28 protein-coding genes are annotated in these 19,609 nt (G+C 45.3%); all 28 read right to left on the bottom strand.

All coding sequences use genetic code 11. The features are described from left to right. Window positions 1-68 precede the first annotated feature (68 nt). The 28 genes from KGMB01110_RS12705 to KGMB01110_RS12580 all read right to left on the bottom strand — a co-directional run bounded on the left by KGMB01110_RS12705 (window position 69) and on the right by KGMB01110_RS12580 (window position 19,601). Entirely contained in the window at window positions 69-377 is a 309-nt protein-coding gene (locus KGMB01110_RS12705; protein ID WP_119298680.1) for a hypothetical protein, read from the bottom strand. 60 nt (window positions 378-437) lie between these two features. Next, complete coding sequence (locus tag KGMB01110_RS12700; protein WP_119298678.1) at window positions 438-1,331, bottom strand: capsid protein; 894 nt, start codon at window positions 1,329-1,331, stop codon at window positions 438-440. A 13-nt stretch (window positions 1,332-1,344) separates the two neighbouring features. Beyond that, entirely contained in the window at window positions 1,345-2,058 is a 714-nt protein-coding gene (locus KGMB01110_RS12695; RefSeq protein WP_119298676.1) for a phage scaffolding protein, read from the bottom strand. A gap of 307 nt (window positions 2,059-2,365) precedes the next feature. Continuing rightward, window positions 2,366-2,677, bottom strand: coding sequence for a hypothetical protein (locus KGMB01110_RS12690; RefSeq protein ID WP_119298674.1), 312 nt, complete (start codon window positions 2,675-2,677; stop codon window positions 2,366-2,368). Between the two features lie 13 nt (window positions 2,678-2,690). Next, window positions 2,691-2,960 carry a DUF6275 family protein gene (locus KGMB01110_RS12685; RefSeq protein ID WP_055267672.1) on the bottom strand — a complete coding sequence of 90 codons (270 nt, stop codon included), beginning with the start codon at window positions 2,958-2,960 and terminating at the stop codon, window positions 2,691-2,693. Window positions 2,961-2,970: 10 nt separating this feature from the next. Further along, window positions 2,971-4,200, bottom strand: coding sequence for a phage minor capsid protein (locus KGMB01110_RS12680; RefSeq protein WP_119298672.1), 1,230 nt, complete (start codon window positions 4,198-4,200; stop codon window positions 2,971-2,973). Further along, on the bottom strand, window positions 4,194-4,361 hold the full coding sequence (locus tag KGMB01110_RS14955; RefSeq protein ID WP_156085446.1) for a hypothetical protein: 168 nt from the start codon (window positions 4,359-4,361) through the stop codon (window positions 4,194-4,196). The genes KGMB01110_RS12680 and KGMB01110_RS14955 overlap by 7 nt, the downstream gene beginning before the upstream one ends. 9 nt (window positions 4,362-4,370) lie before the next feature. Beyond that, complete coding sequence (locus KGMB01110_RS12675; RefSeq protein ID WP_119298670.1) at window positions 4,371-5,783, bottom strand: phage portal protein; 1,413 nt, start codon at window positions 5,781-5,783, stop codon at window positions 4,371-4,373. Window positions 5,784-5,830: 47 nt separating this feature from the next. Next, window positions 5,831-7,639, bottom strand: coding sequence for a terminase large subunit domain-containing protein (locus tag KGMB01110_RS12670; RefSeq protein WP_330508231.1), 1,809 nt, complete (start codon window positions 7,637-7,639; stop codon window positions 5,831-5,833). A gap of 125 nt (window positions 7,640-7,764) precedes the next feature. Beyond that, window positions 7,765-7,995 carry a hypothetical protein gene (locus tag KGMB01110_RS12665; RefSeq protein ID WP_119298668.1) on the bottom strand — a complete coding sequence of 77 codons (231 nt, stop codon included), beginning with the start codon at window positions 7,993-7,995 and terminating at the stop codon, window positions 7,765-7,767. 13 nt (window positions 7,996-8,008) lie between these two features. After that, window positions 8,009-8,728 (bottom strand): hypothetical protein, encoded by a 720-nt coding sequence (locus KGMB01110_RS12660; protein WP_198411026.1) that lies wholly within the window; start codon window positions 8,726-8,728, stop codon window positions 8,009-8,011. A gap of 129 nt (window positions 8,729-8,857) precedes the next feature. After that, window positions 8,858-9,583, bottom strand: a complete 726-nt coding sequence (locus KGMB01110_RS12655) for a hypothetical protein (protein WP_119298666.1) — start codon at window positions 9,581-9,583, stop codon at window positions 8,858-8,860. After that, complete coding sequence (locus tag KGMB01110_RS12650; RefSeq protein ID WP_170141726.1) at window positions 9,561-10,658, bottom strand: ATP-grasp domain-containing protein; 1,098 nt, start codon at window positions 10,656-10,658, stop codon at window positions 9,561-9,563. The genes KGMB01110_RS12655 and KGMB01110_RS12650 overlap by 23 nt, the downstream gene beginning before the upstream one ends. Further along, complete coding sequence (locus tag KGMB01110_RS12645; protein ID WP_119298662.1) at window positions 10,646-11,878, bottom strand: type III PLP-dependent enzyme domain-containing protein; 1,233 nt, start codon at window positions 11,876-11,878, stop codon at window positions 10,646-10,648. Before KGMB01110_RS12645 ends, KGMB01110_RS12650 begins: the two co-directional genes overlap by 13 nt. After that, window positions 11,868-12,506 carry a ParB N-terminal domain-containing protein gene (locus KGMB01110_RS12640; protein WP_136626692.1) on the bottom strand — a complete coding sequence of 213 codons (639 nt, stop codon included), beginning with the start codon at window positions 12,504-12,506 and terminating at the stop codon, window positions 11,868-11,870. The genes KGMB01110_RS12645 and KGMB01110_RS12640 overlap by 11 nt, the downstream gene beginning before the upstream one ends. A 279-nt stretch (window positions 12,507-12,785) precedes the next feature. Then, window positions 12,786-13,391 carry a hypothetical protein gene (locus KGMB01110_RS12635; RefSeq protein ID WP_119298658.1) on the bottom strand — a complete coding sequence of 202 codons (606 nt, stop codon included), beginning with the start codon at window positions 13,389-13,391 and terminating at the stop codon, window positions 12,786-12,788. Window positions 13,392-13,506: 115 nt separating this feature from the next. Beyond that, window positions 13,507-13,719, bottom strand: a complete 213-nt coding sequence (locus KGMB01110_RS12630) for a hypothetical protein (protein ID WP_119298656.1) — start codon at window positions 13,717-13,719, stop codon at window positions 13,507-13,509. A 4-nt stretch (window positions 13,720-13,723) separates the two neighbouring features. Continuing rightward, window positions 13,724-14,020 (bottom strand): hypothetical protein, encoded by a 297-nt coding sequence (locus KGMB01110_RS12625; RefSeq protein WP_119298654.1) that lies wholly within the window; start codon window positions 14,018-14,020, stop codon window positions 13,724-13,726. 6 nt (window positions 14,021-14,026) lie between these two features. Further along, a complete protein-coding gene (locus KGMB01110_RS12620) occupies window positions 14,027-14,293 on the bottom strand; it encodes a hypothetical protein (protein ID WP_119298652.1) in 267 nt (88 codons plus the stop codon). After that, window positions 14,290-14,520: a hypothetical protein gene (locus tag KGMB01110_RS12615; RefSeq protein ID WP_119298650.1), complete on the bottom strand. Its 231-nt coding sequence runs from the start codon at window positions 14,518-14,520 to the stop codon at window positions 14,290-14,292. The genes KGMB01110_RS12620 and KGMB01110_RS12615 overlap by 4 nt, the downstream gene beginning before the upstream one ends. Before the next feature lie 27 nt (window positions 14,521-14,547). Further along, window positions 14,548-14,682 carry a hypothetical protein gene (locus KGMB01110_RS15555; protein WP_279220927.1) on the bottom strand — a complete coding sequence of 45 codons (135 nt, stop codon included), beginning with the start codon at window positions 14,680-14,682 and terminating at the stop codon, window positions 14,548-14,550. Further along, complete coding sequence (locus tag KGMB01110_RS12610) at window positions 14,672-15,289, bottom strand: hypothetical protein (RefSeq protein WP_119298648.1); 618 nt, start codon at window positions 15,287-15,289, stop codon at window positions 14,672-14,674. The genes KGMB01110_RS15555 and KGMB01110_RS12610 overlap by 11 nt, the downstream gene beginning before the upstream one ends. Next, on the bottom strand, window positions 15,286-15,729 hold the full coding sequence (locus KGMB01110_RS12605; RefSeq protein ID WP_119298646.1) for a RusA family crossover junction endodeoxyribonuclease: 444 nt from the start codon (window positions 15,727-15,729) through the stop codon (window positions 15,286-15,288). Before KGMB01110_RS12605 ends, KGMB01110_RS12610 begins: the two co-directional genes overlap by 4 nt. Before the next feature lie 9 nt (window positions 15,730-15,738). After that, complete coding sequence (locus tag KGMB01110_RS12600; protein WP_170141725.1) at window positions 15,739-16,143, bottom strand: helix-turn-helix domain-containing protein; 405 nt, start codon at window positions 16,141-16,143, stop codon at window positions 15,739-15,741. A gap of 8 nt (window positions 16,144-16,151) precedes the next feature. Then, window positions 16,152-16,991: an ATP-binding protein gene (locus KGMB01110_RS12595; RefSeq protein WP_119298643.1), complete on the bottom strand. Its 840-nt coding sequence runs from the start codon at window positions 16,989-16,991 to the stop codon at window positions 16,152-16,154. A 23-nt stretch (window positions 16,992-17,014) separates the two neighbouring features. Further along, window positions 17,015-17,767 (bottom strand): hypothetical protein, encoded by a 753-nt coding sequence (locus KGMB01110_RS12590; protein ID WP_119298641.1) that lies wholly within the window; start codon window positions 17,765-17,767, stop codon window positions 17,015-17,017. 16 nt (window positions 17,768-17,783) lie between these two features. Next, a complete protein-coding gene (locus KGMB01110_RS12585) occupies window positions 17,784-18,587 on the bottom strand; it encodes a PD-(D/E)XK nuclease-like domain-containing protein (RefSeq protein ID WP_119298639.1) in 804 nt (267 codons plus the stop codon). A gap of 3 nt (window positions 18,588-18,590) precedes the next feature. Beyond that, the gene (locus KGMB01110_RS12580; protein WP_119298637.1) at window positions 18,591-19,601 is read right to left on the bottom strand and encodes a DUF1351 domain-containing protein; all 1,011 of its coding nucleotides are present in this window, start codon (window positions 19,599-19,601) and stop codon (window positions 18,591-18,593) included. Window positions 19,602-19,609 lie beyond the last annotated feature (8 nt).

Genomic DNA, 19,609 nt, shown 5'->3' with positions numbered 1-19,609 from the left:
CCTCGTCAGACATTTTTAATACACCTCCCGTAGATTTTATAGTCAAACCATCAAAAAGCCTCTATGGCTTACTTTGTAGCCTTAGAGACTGCCTTTTTGGTTTTCTTTAATTCTGGAGCCGGTGTATCTGCCTGAGCAGAACTGTCAGTAGCAGCAATCTGGGCTTTCAGATCCTTAATCTCTTTTTCATAAGCCGCATTTTTAGCTTTCAGATCCTGGATCTCTTCCTCTGCCTGTTCCAGCTTTTCAGAAGGTTCTACGTGTTCATGGATCATATTCCCGTCCATGTCTGTAATGGAATACCCCAGAGCGATATAAGTCTTCTGCTTTTCGTCTGGGATTTTTACTACCCTGTTTCCTTTTCTTGCCTTAAGCATAGTCAATCTCCTTTCTGTAACAAAGCCCAGTGCATTTCTGCACAGGGCCTGTCAATCTTCTTAGGCTTCCACGTTAAATGCAATCGCATTTACTTTGTTCGGAAGTACGAACACATCCTCGAAGGATTCCTCGAAGTAGTCCCACTTACCTTCAGATCCAGCAGACGGCGGATCCAGCTTAGCGAACTCGTAGGAAATCGGAGTGATTACTGCTGTCGGATGGATCAAGCACATGTTGATCTGTTTTGCAGTAGTGTCCACTTCCCAACCGGTAGTGAAGTCGTACACTGTCTTCATCATATCTGACGGTACGCTTTCCGGAATCTCTACTTCATCAATGGATGTTACAGCCCGGCGGATCGTCTGAGACTGTGTGCTAACATCCAAGGTACGGTAGATCTGTTTTGCGTTATTGATAAGGGTACGAACTTCCGGTGTTACGTACAGAATACGTCCGGCTCTCGGTACACGGTTATTGTCCATGTCGGTCATCATCTTATCGAATACCTCCAGAACGTTCTCCGTAGTAAGAACTGTCTTATCTGCTGTCTTGCTCTTTCCAGTCCATTCGGAATAGATCTTTGAAATGCAGTAAGCGTTCATTTCTGGGAATTTCTGTTCATCGTTGAATACCCGAGTAATGTTCGCAATGGATGCTACCTGATTGGTTTCGTCAATATCTCTCGGATGAACCAGTGTCTGCCAGCTACGGTGGTTCTCAAGAGTGAGCGGTGTCCAAGAGTTGTTGAAATTACGTTTCTTGGTTCCGATTGTTTCTCTGTCTCCGTCCACACGTCCAGTTGTAGAGATCGTTGGAATCTCAATCACACGGGAATTTACCCAACGATATCTGCCGTTGTTCGGAGTTGAAAAAAGAGCTCCGAAGTAAAGTACATAAGGGAACTCCTGTTCCAGTGCCTGCTGATACTGAGTTGCGTAGTTTAATGTTGCCATAAATTATTACCTCCTATTTGCTGTTTTCTGGCTGCCGGATTCTCGTAAATCCGAAGCCTGCTGAAAGAAACGGATTCTGTGTGCCCTGGTTGTTCTGGTTGGATCCCTGAGAAAATCTTGGTGGCTGTGGTTTCTGGTTAGCTCCATCAGCCCCATTTCCTCCTTCTCCACCATTGGCACCGTCTCCGCCTTCCGGTTTCTGTTTCTCTGTTACAAATGCTCCTGCGTAGTCCTCATCCTCCATAAGGGAGGTCATGAACTCTTTTGCCCCTAGGAATGTTCCGTTATCGTCCAACTGGAACTGTTTGGATCTCAGTTCATCCAGCACGCCTTTTCTTGCGGCTTTTGATGTGAACTTATATCCAGAGAGGAACATGTCCTCGGCGTGGGATCTACTCTGAGCTGCCAACTGGTCATTCAGCTTCTTGGTGTCCTCGTTGTACTTGGTCTCCCAGTCTTTCGCAGACTGCTTAATACCATCAATGTCCATATCCTTATAGGACTTGATTTCTGTATTGGCATCTGCCAACTGCTGCTTGACTCCATCAAGTTCCGTGATCTTGGCATCCAGTTTTTCCTTCGATACGTAGCCTCCGGATTTGATATCTACGACCTGGATTTTCTTGTCTGCATCAATCGCAGCCTCCAGTTCTTCATAGGTCATTGCCTTAGGCGCTTCGCCATCCTTCGGGGTTCCAAAAAGTTTCTTCAAAAATTCGTAAGCCATTTCTACTTACCTTCCTTTCTTCTTTTCGCTGATTTCGTTTAGATTCCGGTTCACTCCGGCACTGCTATCGTGCATTTATATCTCCGCACGCAAGAGAAGGAGACAGTTTATATGCCATATCACAGGGCAAAAGAAAAGGACCGCCTTTTATTGACAATCCTTTTCCAAATCTATACATGAGAGCTTCGTATCGCCTCGTGTATGCGTTTTATTCGGTTATGTGGATATTTGTTCATCCTGTTACGTTGATCGCCTTATCCTCCGCCTATTTCACCCATAGGTGGGAGATATCAGGATCACCGCCTTTCTACTCTGCTGTGTAATCTTCAATGACCGGAATACCGTACTCAATAGCACATGTATTTTCGATCTTGCATCCTCTGGCATCCTGCCAGCCTTTCGCAAAGTAGGCAATGTCAGCACCAGCCAGAAGTTCCAGGGATTTTCCAAGGAACCAGAGTGGCTTTGCATCTACCGGAGCTTCCTGGAAGAAAGAATCAATAACCTCTACTGGCTCTCCGATCTTCTCTTCTGCACTCTTGATAGCTTTCTGGCGTTCTGCCAGGATGTCTGCATCAGACTTTCCTTTCATCGGCTGAGAAATAAATAGTTTCTTCATGGTCTTGTACCTCCTATTCTTCTGTATGGCATGTATTAGTTATTTTACCGTATACATCTTCGTAGAGTTCCTGCTTGTCCCCGTTATAGGTGTACTCAGCATAGATGCCATCTCCGCTGATAGTCGTAGATGCAAGGCACTTGTAATTCTGGAGTGTTTTGCATGACCATACCACGAATACGTTTCCAAGGTCGATCTGAACCTCCGGTCTGTTCTTGTGGTACCATTCAACGAGTTTCTTCTGTGCTACACTCTCGAAGTGAGCCATTCCTGTGATAATCATAGTTGACCTCCTAATTTGATTTTTTATTCGCCCATACAGCCTTTTGAGCTGTGGATCTTCCAAAATTGACAATCCTTCCTTCACTATCTTTGTACGCCACCACTTGGGTTCTGGCACTGTCATAGCTCCGGTCGGTTTCCTTGCAGAAGGATTTCAATTCCCTTTCCTTCTTTTTCAGCTTCACGCTCTCCGATGTAAAATCTTCCTGGATGCACTGTTGCAATGCTTCGCTTCTGGATTCCCTGATAGCAGCATCATAACTGGATAGCACACGTTTCATCTTCCGGATATCTCTCTCATAACTTCGCTGGATCTGGGAGCACTCATAATCCGTCAGCATATCGCCGTTGTATGAGTATTTCGCCCGGTCATATTCTGCCAACTTCTCTTTTGAGTATGCCGGACTGGATATTCCAGGCCAGAATGGATAAAAACTGTGTCGGCAGTTCCACCCACATAGTCCGGATCCTGATCCGTACCCGGTCGAGTCTACGAAATTCGGATAATCTGGAGATGATCCTTGAATTTTAAAAACCCTCCCTTGCCATTCAGCATGAGAAGGTCTTGCCCCGGCATGAGCCGTAGTCTCGTAATATTCCACATCCATGTCCTCAGCATATAATTCTGTCAGATTCGCTGCCGTCTGATTCAGCCCGGTTAATACAGATCTCCGGATCGCAACGTCAAGCTGTGTCCTGGCTCCTTTTCCATACAAAACATATCCTCCATCTTCCGCAGCCTGTTTGATGGCCGCCCTGATTGCTTCATAGTACGAAAATCCGCCGGAAGTCACTTTCATGTATGCCAGATTGGTTGCCTCCATATATAAGCCTCCTGTGGTCGCTCCGGTTGTCATGGTCAGGTTTCGGATATCTCCATTGGTTTTCGCAATGGCAGCCTCCAATACCTGGTTCATTGCCGGAGATAATTTCAGGTCGATATCATAACCAGCTTTCAGAAGTGGTTGTGCATCATATCGCACACCGGTTCTTGCCGAATCCTGAAAAAGTCTTTTAATCTCAGATTGCGACTTTCCTGATATCCTGGCAACGTCCTTCACGATGTCCTCCATCAGTTCTCCGTTCTCCCTGAGCTGTTTTATCTGCCATTTCGCACTATCGGTCATTTGTCCGGTCTTTACAATCCTACGGGCGATATCCTCGGCTATGGATTGATTCAGTGCGTCATACATGCCTAGCAGATAGTCAGTGCATGAGTTCAGATATTCCGGTGTCAGCATCGGCTGACTTCCTGTTCTTCCGGATCATTCCGGATATAGTAAAAGGGGCATGACCTTTTTATTTCATCCGTGCATTCCGGTGGATCAGATCCACAGTCTCTGCATTGATGAATGGACATAAAAAAAACCGGATCATATTCCGGTTTACCTACCATTACCATATTGTCCTCCTACTCCTCCGGTGGATATGTGTTCTCCTCCGGGATATATCCTTTCGCCTCTTCCTCTGTACAACCAAAGTACCAGGCGTAGAATTTCTCTATCTTCAACTTGCCAGCAAGTACCATAGCCCATCGTCTCTGATACTCAACCTCTGTATCTTCCAGAACGCCATCCCCCCAGGAGCACAGCTTCTGGATCTCACCGTCCGGCACGATATCATACAGATCACACAACATATCCATGATCTCAATCAGTCCATCCAAGCCACTGTCCCACGCTTTCTGCATATTGCTGACCGTGGTATAGGATCTCTGCTTTGATGCTTTGATCTCTGTTGCTGTCCGGTCAACCTGATTCGGGTTGGATAGGGTTCCGTAAGCAAGACCACACAAGAACTCTACTCTACGGAGTAATTCATCCAATCCCTTAAACATGGCACTGTCCCGGATATCCGGACTGTACGGCTGTATCATGGCATTATTGTTCTTTCCCTCCATATCGTAGGTACGGAATAACCTTTCCCGACCACTCGGAAGAATTGGCTGCCCGTTCTGGTCGATATCAAAGATATCATCCGATGCATCAATAGCAGCCTCTTTCGCCTCATATTCCCACAAGATTCTGGAGTATTGAAGATCTGCTTCCTGGATCACTTCAACAGCTCTGGAAAACGTGGACACTCCCAAAGGTGAATGAGGATCAATGTTGTTCGCTCTCGGAACCTTTACATACAAAAAGAACGGTCTTTCGATCCCGTCCATTTCCGTTACTGGCTCCAGTCCAGCCCATTCCTCGATTGTCTCCAGTGGAACTTCCTGCATGAATGGGTGCTCCACGCTGATCTGATCGTCCTCGGTTGTCATCGTGTTTAACCTCTCAGATCTGTATGCTTTATTTACTACTGTGTAGTGATCCCCCTCCAGGTTGTGATGCTCCAGGCGTGTAAAGAGATAATCTCCCACACGTTTAGAATCAATAAAGACAGCTCCTGTGATCTCTTTATTGCTGTTGAAAGCCGTCGGGTAAAATCGGTTAGCCTGGATAAAATCCAACTGGATCTTGTCCGGTTTTCCGGTCACCGGATCTTGTCCGGAAACATACGGCTTAATGACAATCCCTCCAAGTGCTCCCCACATTTCCACAATATTGTCAAAATTGCTGAGGTAATTCTGGAACTGCTTGTTGATAAAGTCCGCCCTGGCACTTCCCTCCAACTTGAACTCAAATTCCGTCAGGATCAGTCGGGAAAACTCCTCTGCGATTGCTGCCGGAAGATTCATCGTCCTGACAGCTTCTTTTCCTCCCATCCATGGAGGCTTATTCTCATACATTTGAAGCCAGAGAGAAATAGCATTATCCATTACTCCGGATGTTGCTATCTGCACGTCCAGCTTCCGCTCTAAATTCTGTTTAGGAAACATTTTTCCTACCACCCTCCTTATAATGTCTGCAATCAAATCATCACCACCTATTTTCTGATATATTTTCCAATGTCACGCTCCCACGAATACTCAAATGCATCCAGTGTATCAATGTCACTCGTGCCATCATCCAAACGATCAAGCTTAAGACTCTTCGGATCCCAAACAGCCATACTAAAAGCCTCTTCCAGAGATTCGCAATCATCAGTCATCGCCAGTCTGCCTTGTGCTGCCAATGACGTAGTAGCAAAAATTCTGTCTGTGATCTTGCCTTTTGCGGCGTTCACGATCTTTATGTTGCCCATGCCGTTCTTTGCCAGGGCTGTCTTGAATCCTCGAATCAAAACCTGTTCAGCAGAATCGGCATATACTTTCGTGACATATCCGAACTCTGCAATAATCATTTCCACGAAGCGTATAAACAGCTTATCCAGCTTTTTAGGATCTACGTCCAGTATCTTCTCCCCTGAATCAGGATCAAAACCTCCCTCGACGTATCTCCGGCTCTTTAAAACGACCAGTTTATCGAACCCCTGTGTTATTCCAGACGCAACAAAGGCGTGACCGGATCCATTTCCTCCAAAGTCAACGCCTATATTGATTCTCATTATTTCGCCCTTCTGAGCCATTGCCTGTGCGATCTCTTTCGGGATCCTGAATCTGCCGTCCTTGGCAGCTATCGACGTAGCCAGCTTGGTGTAGATCAGACCATCTGCAATGGATCGCTTACCCAGAATATCCCGGATATACCAGATACTATCCGGATCGTACTGGCTTATGATCTCTTCCCGTCTCTCTTCCGTTATGTTGATATTGTCAAACAATGTCATGTGGGCGTAATTATAACCGCCCTTGAGTATTCCTTTTTCGGCTTTCTCTGCGTACTTATCAATGTAATTTACATAGATTGCCGCTTTCGGGTGTTCTGGGTTCAAGTCCCAGAATATTTTACGCCTGTGTGAAGCGATAGTACGGTTAAAAGCCTCTTTGATGGTGTTGTCATGGTGTAGGTTAATCTCCGTTGCGATCCACATACCATACGAGTTTCCTCGGATCTTCTGATAACTGGCAGATGAGCCACCACCGGCAAAGATCACGATCTTCTCTTTAAAATTTGTATATGGACCACGGATAGCCAATGCATCATTATCCTTGTAAGATGTCCATCTGCACTGCCCCCGGAAGATGTGCTCCAGTCCGAATCCGTTTGCATCACCAATATTCAGCTTCGCATTTGCCATGGTCGAACCGGTCGCCAGATGGAATTTATCCGGCGTGTCACATAATTCTTTCGCAAATGCCAAAACATGATCGACGGTCTTTCCTGATCGAACAGCCCCTTCCAGAATGTTGTACATGTTATCCTGGCACTTCCGGATGTATTCCAGATGAACATCTGCGAATACATATGGTACTTGCTTTGTAAGCAAAACAGGGATTCCGTCATTCAGCATAGCCAGCCACTGATCGTAACCCCATATCTTTTCTATGATGTCTGAGAGGTCCTCAATCTCAACGCCCTCTCCGGACTTCTGCTTCTTGTCATATTCGAACTGTGCTTCTCGTAATTGCAACTCCGGATTATATCCGGCAGTATCTCTGCAGTAGGCCATTGCTGATACATTCCCCTTCATAGCAGTCTGAACCGCCATTATGTTCATGACATCCCCAAGGGACCAACCTTCAGAATTGATTCCTAACTCTTCAAGCTGTTCTTTCTGTCTGGGAGATATTCCGAGCTCCAAGATCTTCCGCATGGACTCTCTCAGATCCCTTTTTTGACGTCTTGCCCTCCCGGATGCAATTCCGCCTTTTCGACTCAGCTCCTCGGCTTCCGCTCGGGTTCGATTCTGCACTAAGTTTTGCTCATTGGCCACACCTCCACCTCTCTTCTGCTATGCAAAAAGAGCCCGGTATAGCCTCATGTAGGCTATATCAGACTCTTTCCAATGTCTTTTATGTCTATCTAATTTTTCGCAGCTTATTCGCCGTATAACAGCGCCACTGTCTGTTCTCCTAAGTTGATTGTCTCCATGACGTCGAACCCGATCTGTCTGTAAAACTCCGGATGTACGATGCACTCGTATGCTCTCGCCATCCGCTCTCTCTGTTCCTTCGTCACATTGATCCTGAAATCCTTTGCAATTCTCAATGCCTTTTTGAAGTCCCCTGTCTTGATTGCCTCTTTTACGATATCTGTTTTCTTCGTCATGGTTTCCGCCTCCCTATTTCATTCTGATTGCTTCGTATGTTTCCGGTGTCCACGTGGTTCCGTTATTGGTGGGGTCTGTTGTCTTTCCCCTCTGGAACTCTTCCAGTCGGCTCTCTGTCCTTCTGTCCAGTTTTCCCTCCTGTTTCATGTGCCCGAAATATCCGCCCCAGTCTCCATAGTCAAATAGGTTCATCTGTCGGGGTGCCAGTGCCTCCTGTTCATCACGGAACATATCGAGTTCCGTCTTGCCAGCTCTCTTTCCTTTCCAGGTATGAACGTCATATACATACCCAGGGATGTCGCTTGCATCTCTTATTCTCAGATTTTCCACCTGTTCATAATCAACGAACTGATTAAACTCCTCTTCCGTCAGGTTCCTGTCTCCCCACATGAAATTACAGGCTACGTAGTCTGCATCCCGGTTCTTCCGTGCCATGCACAGTAAGATCACTGCCTTTGCGATGAACAGATCGTTCGTCTCTCCGATCTTCGCTTTTTTGTTTACGTACTCGTCTGCCTGCTGTAATGCTACGATTTCTTTCGTCATGATCCCGTAGCAGTCTTCCGCAGATACGGTCAGCAATCTCTTCCAGAGGTACTTTCTGTATTTCCCTCCAAGTTCGTTTGCTGCGTATGCCGCATGTGGAATGTCTGATCTTCTGATTGCCTTCTGAATCATGGAAGACATTTCAAATAGATCATAACCGTTCGGTGTCTTGATATTATATCCCATGTTTTTCTCCTCCTGGTGTGTGGTTTCTTTTCTTGACTTTATCTTACCGCTCTCCCAGGAATCGAACAAGCGTTCTGTAACCATTCTTCCATTTTCAGCAATAGCACGGCATATATACCCCAACATTTGTTATCTTTGTACATTTATCCTGGCTGTGTTCTTCTTAAAATCAAAGTCGTAATACTGCCCCCACTTATTCATCATGGCATATTGGATGGATTCATGGACCGATCTCGGTTCTGCGTATCCGTCGTTGGTGTCCATGGTTGCCTGGGTGCAATAATATACCGGCTGTAAGATTACCCTGTTCAGGAGTAATTCCTGCATCGCCATATCTATATCACTGGTGGCCGGATCCTCCGGATTGTACTTGGCTTTAAATGCTGCCTTGTTCACCCACCGGATATGTCCCGGCATTGCTTTGAACTGCCATTCGGAATGGTAAACATACGGAGCCGGTTGTGGGTTGTCATAGGCAAGCCCTAAATCCAGATCATATAGGACCTGTGCGATCCTCTCACACTCCGCCGTTGCTCTTTCCTGATCCAGTTCCCCGGTCTTTGTCCGGATCGGTGCTTTATAGTCCATCCGGTAAAGCATTTCTTTTACATCATCGTCCACAATGCAAATAACGTCCTCTGGAGTATTTTCTATGATCCAGTAGAACGTTGACATGAAATCGTGAACCTCGCCTTCCGGTATCGCCAGAATCTTCTTTACCCCGGCTTTCCGGTACGCCTCTTCCTCCTCAGCTCTAACAACGTAGGTACAGTATTCAAATACCTTTTCCGTCATGATTGCATGAGGTCGCATGTAAGACATGCAATAAATGTTAAATGTAATATTCTGACTCATAATATTTCTGCATCCTTAACCCTTCCTGTAAATGCCGATGGGAAATGATAAGATCTGGCGTGTCCAGTTCTCCCAGAAGCTGTTTGCACCGGAGATACACCAGGTTCATTCCGGCATGCCAACAGAATCCAATAGATGCATTGATTCTCGGATTACATTCCAGTAATTTTACCGGAGCGGTTTGCATTGTTCTCATTCCGGATTCAACAGTCATGCTTTTCAGCATCTCTCCGGTCACGCCCTCTAAAATGAAATCAAAGCAGGCGTTCCCATCTACTCCTAATTCTTTTACAATCATTCTTGCTATTTCAAATGCCTTCTCGTTGGTAATGATCTGTCCGTTTACTACCGCGCCAAATTCCATATCAAACCCAGCATACCCAGCCATAGCCAACACATTTCCGTGATCCGCCAGCACGCACACGCTGTAGTCGATCCCTTCCACGTATTCCTGAAGGATCACCCTATTCCCGTTCTCTATGATCTTGTATAGATCCTGATCAGATATGTAGCGGTTGACTCCGCAACGGTTAAACAGCGTGATATCGTATGCTTTCTCATTATCAACGATGCAGAACCCTGTTCCTCCGCATTTCCCAGATATCTTGCAGCACAATTTCATTTTCTTATTTTTGTGTGCCTCACATACTACTTTTGCGGTATGGACATCATCTGTAACACATTGCCCCGGCATATACCATCCAAACTTCTCCCCGAACTTCTCTTTATTGTTCAGGATCGCCAGGGATTCTTTACTCGCTACAGACACTTTTACTCCCATCCGTCCGAACTCTTCTTTATGCCCTGCCATAAGCTCCAATTCTGCTGTAATATACGGAATTATAATATCCGTGTGAGTTTCCTTGCAGACTTTCTTCAAAAACGGAATATAGCCCGGATCCGTAATCGGAGGGGCTATATACTGATATGTCGTTCCATGTCGTAATAATTTGTTTCCGTCCATGTTTACTGCGACAATATTCACTTTTCTTCCGTCCTCATTCCTCACCAGGCAGTCTACAATCTCCTTGGAATGCTTCGAGCATCCCGTTATCAGCACTGTCAAATCACGCATCGTTTTCCTCCTACCACACATCGCTCAACAGCATCTCTGCTCCGGCCATGTTCTTTCATCAGTCCTAAGACCTCGTAGTTATCATTTACCATCAGCATACCAATCGGTGGGAAAATAAAGTCTCCCTTCATGGATGCCGAATAGGCACCACAGTTCCGGATCAACACGTTATCTCCTGTCTTTAATGCTCCAGGGTAGTTCCGGCTGATATAATCTTCTTCCATGCATGTATAACCGCATATCACAGTTGGAACATTGCCTTTTTGATCCGGATCAGTAATGTTTTCAACGGTCAAATCCTTATAATCTGCAACCATTCCGCAATCATACGAGCTAACGTTCAGAGTGGCCACTTTCTTTTCTTTCCGATTCTTCACATTCTGAACGGTTGCCAGAATATCCACTGTATCAGCCACCAGAGCCGTTCCCGGTTCTAAGATCAGCTGCGGCATGGATCCTCTATCCTTGTACGCATCCCGAACCATGGTTGCTACTGTCTCAGCGTAGTCCTGGAATGTTGGGACATCCTCTCCGAACTGCTTTCTCAGATCATCGTCCATTCTGCCGTACAGGTGACCGCCAAGGTCAATATACTCCAGTGGATATCTCAGGATATTCTCGATGTCTTTTGCAATTCTCAGCATACGTTGTGTCTTTTTCTTCCAAGTTTCCAGACTCCGGCTGCCTCCAACATGGCAATGAATCCCGGCTACCTTTTTCTTTGCTGCTACAATTCTGGCCAAAACGTCAAAAAGCTCTGATTCCTGAAATCCGAAACGGCTGTCCGGTGCTCCAATACGGATCCCGGTTTTCACCTCTCCGCTTGTGTTTTCCAGAACATAGTTCAGGCACTCCATGGATTCCACATTGACCTTTCCTCCCAATTCCAGATTGGCCAACATGCACTCCTCCGGAAGTAAGCCGTTGTAAATGATCCGCTCACTATCACATAAGACTGCCTCTCCGGCTATCTCGTATTCCATAGACGATACTACCTCGGCATACCCACCCAGATTATCAACCAACTTCCCGATTTCCGGAATAAAGTTGGTTTTATAACTGTATGCAATTCTTGTGTTCGGATAGATTTTCCGGAACTCATTCTGCAAATCCGTGAAGTTCCTGATAAAACGGTCTGCATTGAACAAATACACCGGATTTCTACCCGTAGACTCCGCAATTTTCTTTAGCTGTGCAAACTGTAATTCTCTATACTCCATCTATTCCCCATCCTTTATTTTCTGGTTTCTCTTTTGCCTCCAATTTAACGTTTACATCGTCATACCAGATCGCTCTTGCCTTAATCTTTCGAGTAGGCGTTACGATGGTCTTCTTTCCTTCCAATCCAAGATCACGAATCAGATTCAAATAGTCCACCTCATTCCGACATACGATCATCACATAATCGTACTGCTCATACCGCAGATGTTCCATTGCATCCAGATTCTTATTCTTGGGACCTTTTTCTTTTGCTTCGATACCAAGATCCAGGGTCAGATCCGCTGTCCATTCCGACAACAGGTTCATATCCCACTCACCAGCATGTGTATTGTCCTTGATGTTAATTGCCCTCAACTCGGACTCTGTGTAGCCGTGTAATTTCTTTACAAGTACCTTGGCGTCCGGATCATTCCGTTTCATCAGTTCCACTCGCTGATTACCGGCGATCACATTGTCATTTTCATCTAACAGGATCAAGCCAAAATCCCCCAGAGTATCTAATGACTGCTGCAACTCCTCCGCTTTTTTCTTCCGGATCTTCCTTGGATTCCCGAAACCGTTTTTAATCTTCTGTACCGGGAAATTCTCGATCACTTCAATTCTTTTCTCATTCTTCATTTCTCCCATGCTCTGTGCTACTCCTTTCCTCTTTCTGGCAACATAAAAAGACCGCATCAATCTGACACGGTCTCTTTAGGAAGAATCTATACGTCAATACGAGGAAGATTCTGCTGTGCATCATATTCCCTCGGAGTCCCCAGGCATCCGCAGACGCCTGGGGGGTCATGGGAAAAGAATGAATACACCACAGCACCATGCAAATGAAAGTCCGGTTTCCCTCGCTTTAATTTGCAATTTACACTATATCATCGGCTGAAATGACAGTCAAAGGAAGAAAAACGGAAATTAGTCCCGGATCTCATATAAAACCATCGCATCCAACCCAAAAAATAATGTAGTCAGATCGTTTCTTGCCTCTTTTGCGTCCTTCTGAATGTTACTGAGATCTGTCTGGTAAATCTCAGCGATCTCTTTTGTCGTTTTCTTAGCATCCTCTCTCTCCAGATACATATATTCGATCACGAACCATCGTCTATGCATAACCTCCTGAGATGAGTTCAGGCAGTTATTCTTGTAAACCTCTAGCATCCGATCTACATGGGCCATGATAAACTTCACAGCATTTACTCCCCGTAGCTGTCTATGTAAGGTCTTATCATCCTCGAACAGTTTGAATTTTGTGAGCACGTCCATGTTCACTAACGTTTCATCGACTTCCTCCGCCTGTTCCAGAGTGACCACTGCCTGTTCTGCATAGTCTTTTAACTTCGTGTAATTCTCCAGTAGCTTCTTAGTCCGGAATAGCAAGCCCCTCCATTCCTGTTTTTTCTTCTGATTTTGCAATGTTATATATTTCGATACGCCATCCTCCACCGCTTTCTGGCAGAGTTCTCTCAGTTCGTCCTGACTCAGTCTTACTGTCTTTGGTTTTCCCGGTGTGCCTTTTCCCATCTTATTACCTCCCTGGTGTCCGTGCATTGACTTTTTCGGATCTTCAATTTATAATTTTATCAGCGAATATTTTTGGAGATCCTCTGTCTGCCATATGGCACCAGGGGATTTTTATTTACAGTTTAAAAAACAGGAACCATACCAGCGTTGCAAAGGTCATAATGATTGAAGCAAATACTAAAATCAAATAAACGATTCTTCCTGGCGTCAGTTTGATATTTCCACCATATGACGCTCTGATTCTTTCTTCTCTTGAAATGCTGCACTTTACAAAGTAGGACCCTATCAGTACCAATGCCCATAACAGAATTGTTATTTTCCAGACCATCTTGTTACCTCTCTTTCTTTACCATTCCGATTCTCAAAGCCTCATTCAGAACCGCTGCCATTTCTGTAATGGAAACTGCGAGTGCCTGATCTCTGTTCCGGTCATGAATACTCACGACTCCGGCAGATACGCTCGCCTTGATCCATACATTGGTAACGTTCTGGCGGATCACCTGTTTCTCTTCCTCCTGGAAAAGCCCTTTTCCTCTGAACTTTGTATATGTTCCGACAGTCTCAGCACTCACTACATCTGTCCATCCCTCTTTTGTGCTGCACCCATGCTTTATTACAAAATTGATCATTTTCTTCTATTTCCTCCTGAATGTCTGTGCATATTCGCAAGTTGCGAAATGTGATACATATCCGTAACCGTCCGCCTCAATCAGATCAGCAACGATCGTTCCGGATGTTACTTCTCCGTTGGCAAGGACAATCCTGTCCTTACCACCATCTTTCCGGAAGTTTACGAACTGTGGGTTTACCGGCATACTCTTTCCGGATTTCATCCGCATAAACAGGATCCGTGCCCCACACTTCCGGCACTGTGAAAAATCTCTCGTATTCTCTCTTCTCATACTTCTACCTCCGAATCTTTCGGAAACTTAAAAACAGTCACTTCCCAAGCTTCATATTTCCCTGCACACATCTCCATAGCCTTTATCGCTTTTTCCTCCTTGTGGTATTGAGCAAGCAGAATTAAATCTCCGGTGTTCGTCTTAGCGGATATAGTGGTGCCGATTCTATTAAGAACTGCCTGGTCATAAGGAATGTCATAGCATCCATCCTGACTAACTATTCTCATTCTTTCACCTTCTCCGTATTATCTCCATCATATTTTTAGCATGATCGCCAGAACTCCCATAAATCCGATCCCAACTCCCACGCCAATAACAATACTCAGCCAAAGAACATCCATGGTCAGGTAAAACCATTCCTTTAACTGCTTCGCCAATTTATTCCTCATACTCGTAATCGTCCTCTCCATCTGTGCTGCCTGTAGCTTCCGTATCGCCTCCATAAGCGTTTATATTCTCTTCATCGGTAATTTCTTCATCCTCTAACGTAATCGGGCGATTCAGCGCATCATCGAGCGGATCTGCTTCCGTGAAATGTGCGTCAGGGATTCCGTTGAGATCCGGAAGCTCATTTGATGGACCAGGAAGCAAGTTGCTTTCCTCCAGACCTGCACTGCCTTTCAGGTTCTCCTCGTAGTCCGGATCAAACAAGCTCTGCTGTCCGCCCTCATTGATGTAATTCAGAACATACCGACGTAGTTCGTCATCCCATACCAGATTCATTCCAGAATCTTTCCGACCGTCGATAGAATCTTTTACCGGCACCTCAATGGAAACCTTGTGTTTGAGAACCGGCTTTTTGATATGGATTGTTCCGCCCTCACCATTCGGTACCCAGTCCTCCACCATATTCAGGTTCACTTTCAGGGTAATACTTCCCTCGTCTGACTCGTTATTCTCCATACTCTTAAACAGCTTCTGCAATAACGAATCGAAGTTGTCCCTGGCATTTGCGAATACATCGCTTTCAATCATCATTTCCTCATAGTTGTTCATTTCATACCCCTTTCCGCCTGTTTCGGCTGAATATCTTGTATCATTACCTCTACTCGTGGATTCTCTGAATAGAATTTCCGGCACTGGCAATCTACGATCTGCGTATCGTCTCGGTATGCCACCTGATTCAGGGAATCCGCTATGATCTTAACCACGTTGTCCATATCAGGCTTCTTGGTCGGTCTGATCTCATTCGCCAACATTGATGCCCGTTTCTTTTTGGATGCTGATTTTGGAATGGAATAAAAAGCCTTTATCCGCATATCCAACATCGCATCGTCCGGAAACTTAAAATCCGAATAGGCTACGCCGTATTCCATCCGAACCAGTGTTTCATAGTTCACGGTATCTTTCGGCGTAATCGCATGTCCGGTATTCCTGCAAAACCTCGGTCTGCCTTTTCCCTTTGGCTCCCCCAGGATCGTAAATCTTACTTCCATACCTACCTCCTACTTTGATGTATCGGCATTGGTGGAAAGATCTTTTGCATGGATAAAGTAATCCAGTGAGCTGCCTTTCCCTTTTGGCCGTTTATGCTGCCCCACATCATAGCCGTTCTTCGCCAGAATCTTAATTACCGTCAGACGATCCTCCATGTTGTAGATTCTCAATTCTGCATCCCAGTCCGGCTCCTTTTTCGATTCTTTTTCTTCCGGAAGAATACCGGCCATCAAATTATTGAAATCTACATGTGCTACTTCTGCGATCCTGTAAAGAGTGGATGCCAGTATATCCGTTTTTTCATTTTCATAACTGCCGATCTGACTTTCACTCTTCCCGATCAGGTCACCAAAGGCTTTCTGCGAAAGCCCCATACCCGTTCTGATCCTTTTGATATTTTCACCTATTCCCATGTTCCACCTCATCCTAAAAACTTTTGCATGTTTTCAAATCTTTGTGCTGCTTCTATCTGCCGGAATGATTTTCCTTTCATCTCAACCGGATAACAGGTTTCAAAAATCCTGTCATACACTCTTTTATAGCGAATATCCGTACACTCTAACATCTCAGGCAATTCCAGATTCGTTGTTAAAATCATCGGCTTATCTGTCCGGCTCCGGCTATCAATGATGTTGTATACCTTTTCTAGGGCGTAATCTGTATTTCTCTCAGCCCCCAGATCGTCAATAATAAGCAATGATGCACTGTTCAGAATCTGAATATAATTTGCTTCATTCCCGACACTCTGTATATCCTGTAAAATTTTCACAAACGATGTCATAACCACCGTCACGCTCTGTTCCATCAGAGCATTTGCTATACAGGCTGCCGTGTAACTTTTTCCAGTTCCGACCGGACCATATAATAATAACCCCTGATTCTTTTCCTTCATTTCATGGAATCTCTTCACATAATTCCATGCCAACTTCACCTGATTCCTGTTCTCTGGTCTGACCTTATACTTCGAAAAGCTCGCATCCCGAAACTTACTTGCCATCATGGAGGCATCCTTCAGACGATTCACCGTGTGCATCCTCTCTTCATACTCGTCTCTTTTTCTTTTCTCCTCCAACTCGTCCGCCCTGCATTGGCATATACATGGGACAATTCTTGAATATCCTAAGATGTTGATCTTTAATTGTTTCCGCTCGCCACATACGCCACATCGGATCAGACCATCATCCCCCTTATAATCGCCCTTTTTAATCGGGCTGACCTCCTCCTGGGTATGAGAGGGCAACATACTTCCGATATCATCCATTCTCTGTTATCCTCCTATACTGCCTATAAAAACGGATTCTTACGTTTTCCGGGCGGTTCCTGTTGTTCTGGTATATTCGTCTGCTGTCCATGATCTAAGAAGTCCGTGAACGGCATCGTGTCGCTCAGGAACGTTTTTGGATGCTTTATGAATCTTGCCTCGGTCTTTTCCCTCTTGCACTGGTTCGCATAATTGGTTGCGGCTGTCAGCAGCTCAGCTTCCGAATATCCATCATTCAGCCTTGCCTGATATTTCTTATATGCGTTCCCTTTGTCTACCTTCCTTGGGTAGATCTTCCAGAACTCTTCAAAGCCTACAGCGTACTCTTTTCTGATTGCTTTCTTCGGTTCTACCGGTTTCTCTTCTGGTTCCGGTTGCGCTTGCTGCTCTTTTTTCTTTTCGGCTCTGTAATTTCTCATTCGTTCCGCATGCTGTGCTTTTTTGCTTTCATAGGATGTATAAAAACTCCTCCAGTCTATCCAGTCATGCAAATACAAGGAATCCCCTTTTTTATCTATCCACCCTGTCTTTATCAGGTTATCAACGATATTCGAGATCGTACTCCGTTCAACTTCTAGGAATCCCGGGCGGATAGCCTCTTCAATGTCCTCATGTTCGGCTGCTATTATTCGACCGCTTTCTTCTGCGTTGTCCAATCCCCACAGCCATAACCGTATCAGGATCCCGATTGCCTCATTCTGGCTGATTCCGGATTGCTTTGCAAAATTCCTTAGTTTTCCACCGATCAGCTTCTGATCTACCGTGATCCACGCCATATCCTGTACCTCCATACTACAAACTCGCTGTCAGATCCCCGATTCCGATAGGACCTTGCAAAACCTTGGTATCTCTGCACCAGATACACTGCTCACATCTATCCGGTACTACACCGTTGTATTTCACATCCAGAATCCTCGGCATCCGGCTTTCTACGATATGCAGCGCCTCTTCCAGATAGTTGTCATGTATGTAGATTACTTCAATGTTCATTGCCTCTTCCTTGGAGATCCCGGCAATATAAAACGGCAATTTCTTCCCAGTATTCTGTCTTACGATCTCCTGATAGATTGCTCCCTGAATGTCATACCCCCAGTATCGGACAAAATCCAGATATCCAATATCCGGAACATATCCAAACTTTGTAAGTGACTGCATGTATTTCAGATCTACAATCGCTCTACCCGGGTGGTAGCTGTCCATTTTGATCTTCCACTTGGATCCAAAAAGCTCTCCGGTCATTATGACCTGTTTTTCTCCAGACATGTATTCCTGGAAAAGTGGATCTCTCAGACTTCTTTCGATCGCCCGATCTGCTTTCTGAAACGTTGCTTTCAGTTCTCCATCCCGTTTAAACATTTCCGGATTATCTGCCTTGAATTTGTCCAGTGTGCCCTCATAGAAAGCATCTACATAGCTTCCTTCCAGAAGTGCTGTTCTCTCCGGTTCTTTATACTGGCCACGAATTTTCGCCATGGCACAGGCTTCGCATCCCAACTTCCCATATGTTCCGGCAAAATCTTTGAACTGGGAAACTGACATGTACTCATAATTGGCTATGTCAGAGTAGTAATTCTCCGATGTCAACTGAAATCCCATGTGCTACACCTCCTCGTAACCAATCCCCATCACCTTAATGTACTCAATGACCTTCTGGTACTCTTCCGGTGTTCCAGTGATTCTGATTGTCTGACTTGGTTTCAACACATGCTGCACTTCCGGTTCTGGATTCTGTGCCGGTACAGTTTCAACTACCGGAGTCTGGTTCTGATTTGGAGTAGTCGCATTGACAAACGCTCCTCTTTCGATACTGTCAATCGCTTTTCCAATCTCCGACTCAGGATTTCCAAGATATTCCTCCACTTCTTCTGCCTCACGTCGTCTTTTTTCCTCTTCGATCTTCTTTCTCTCTTCTTCTGCTTGACGTCTGCAGCGTTCCTCTTCCTCACGTCTCTTTCTCTCTTCCTCTTCCTGCTGTCTTTTCAGGATCGCCGCTTCCTGGGCTCTCAGTTCCTGAACTTTCTGCATAGCATCCGCCAATCTCAGTTTTACTCTGTATGAATCCATAGCATACGATCTAAATTTTTCTTCGACGGCTTCCAACACCTGCAGGTCTGATCGGATAGCCTCAGCCTTGGCATCAATCGCTGTCTGCCATTCTGATTTCTTTGCAGTTGCATTTTCCCATCGAACATCATACAGGGCTTCTTTCGCCTTATCGGCAATCTTCTGTTCAATCCCGTCAAAGTCGTTTGCCATATATTCCAGGATCACGGCTCTTACCTTCTGTCGTCTGAGGTTTTCATATTCTGTCAGGCGTTCATCAATAACTGCAATCGGCTCCTGAATGATCGCCATCAGTTCTTTTGCCTGAGTGTCGATCAGCTCAAACGGTTCAAGGCACTTTTTCTTGATCTCAATCTTCCGGGCGTTCACTGACTTTGAAAGATTATTCAGCATTGCCCGATCTTTCTTTGCCTGACCAATGTTAGAATCGTCATACTCTGTTGTCTTGTATACCTCCAGAGCATTTGTGATTGCTGCTTTCAGATCTTCATAATTCCATGTTACGGTTCCTGGTTCCTGGTGTACTACTACCTGTAATTCATTCATTCCCTTTT

This window comes from Mediterraneibacter butyricigenes (assembly GCF_003574295.1).
Lineage (GTDB): Bacteria > Bacillota > Clostridia > Lachnospirales > Lachnospiraceae > Mediterraneibacter_A > Mediterraneibacter_A butyricigenes.
The sequence above is the reverse complement of the archived record's forward strand: the minus strand, read 5'-3'. Positions and strand labels throughout refer to the sequence as shown.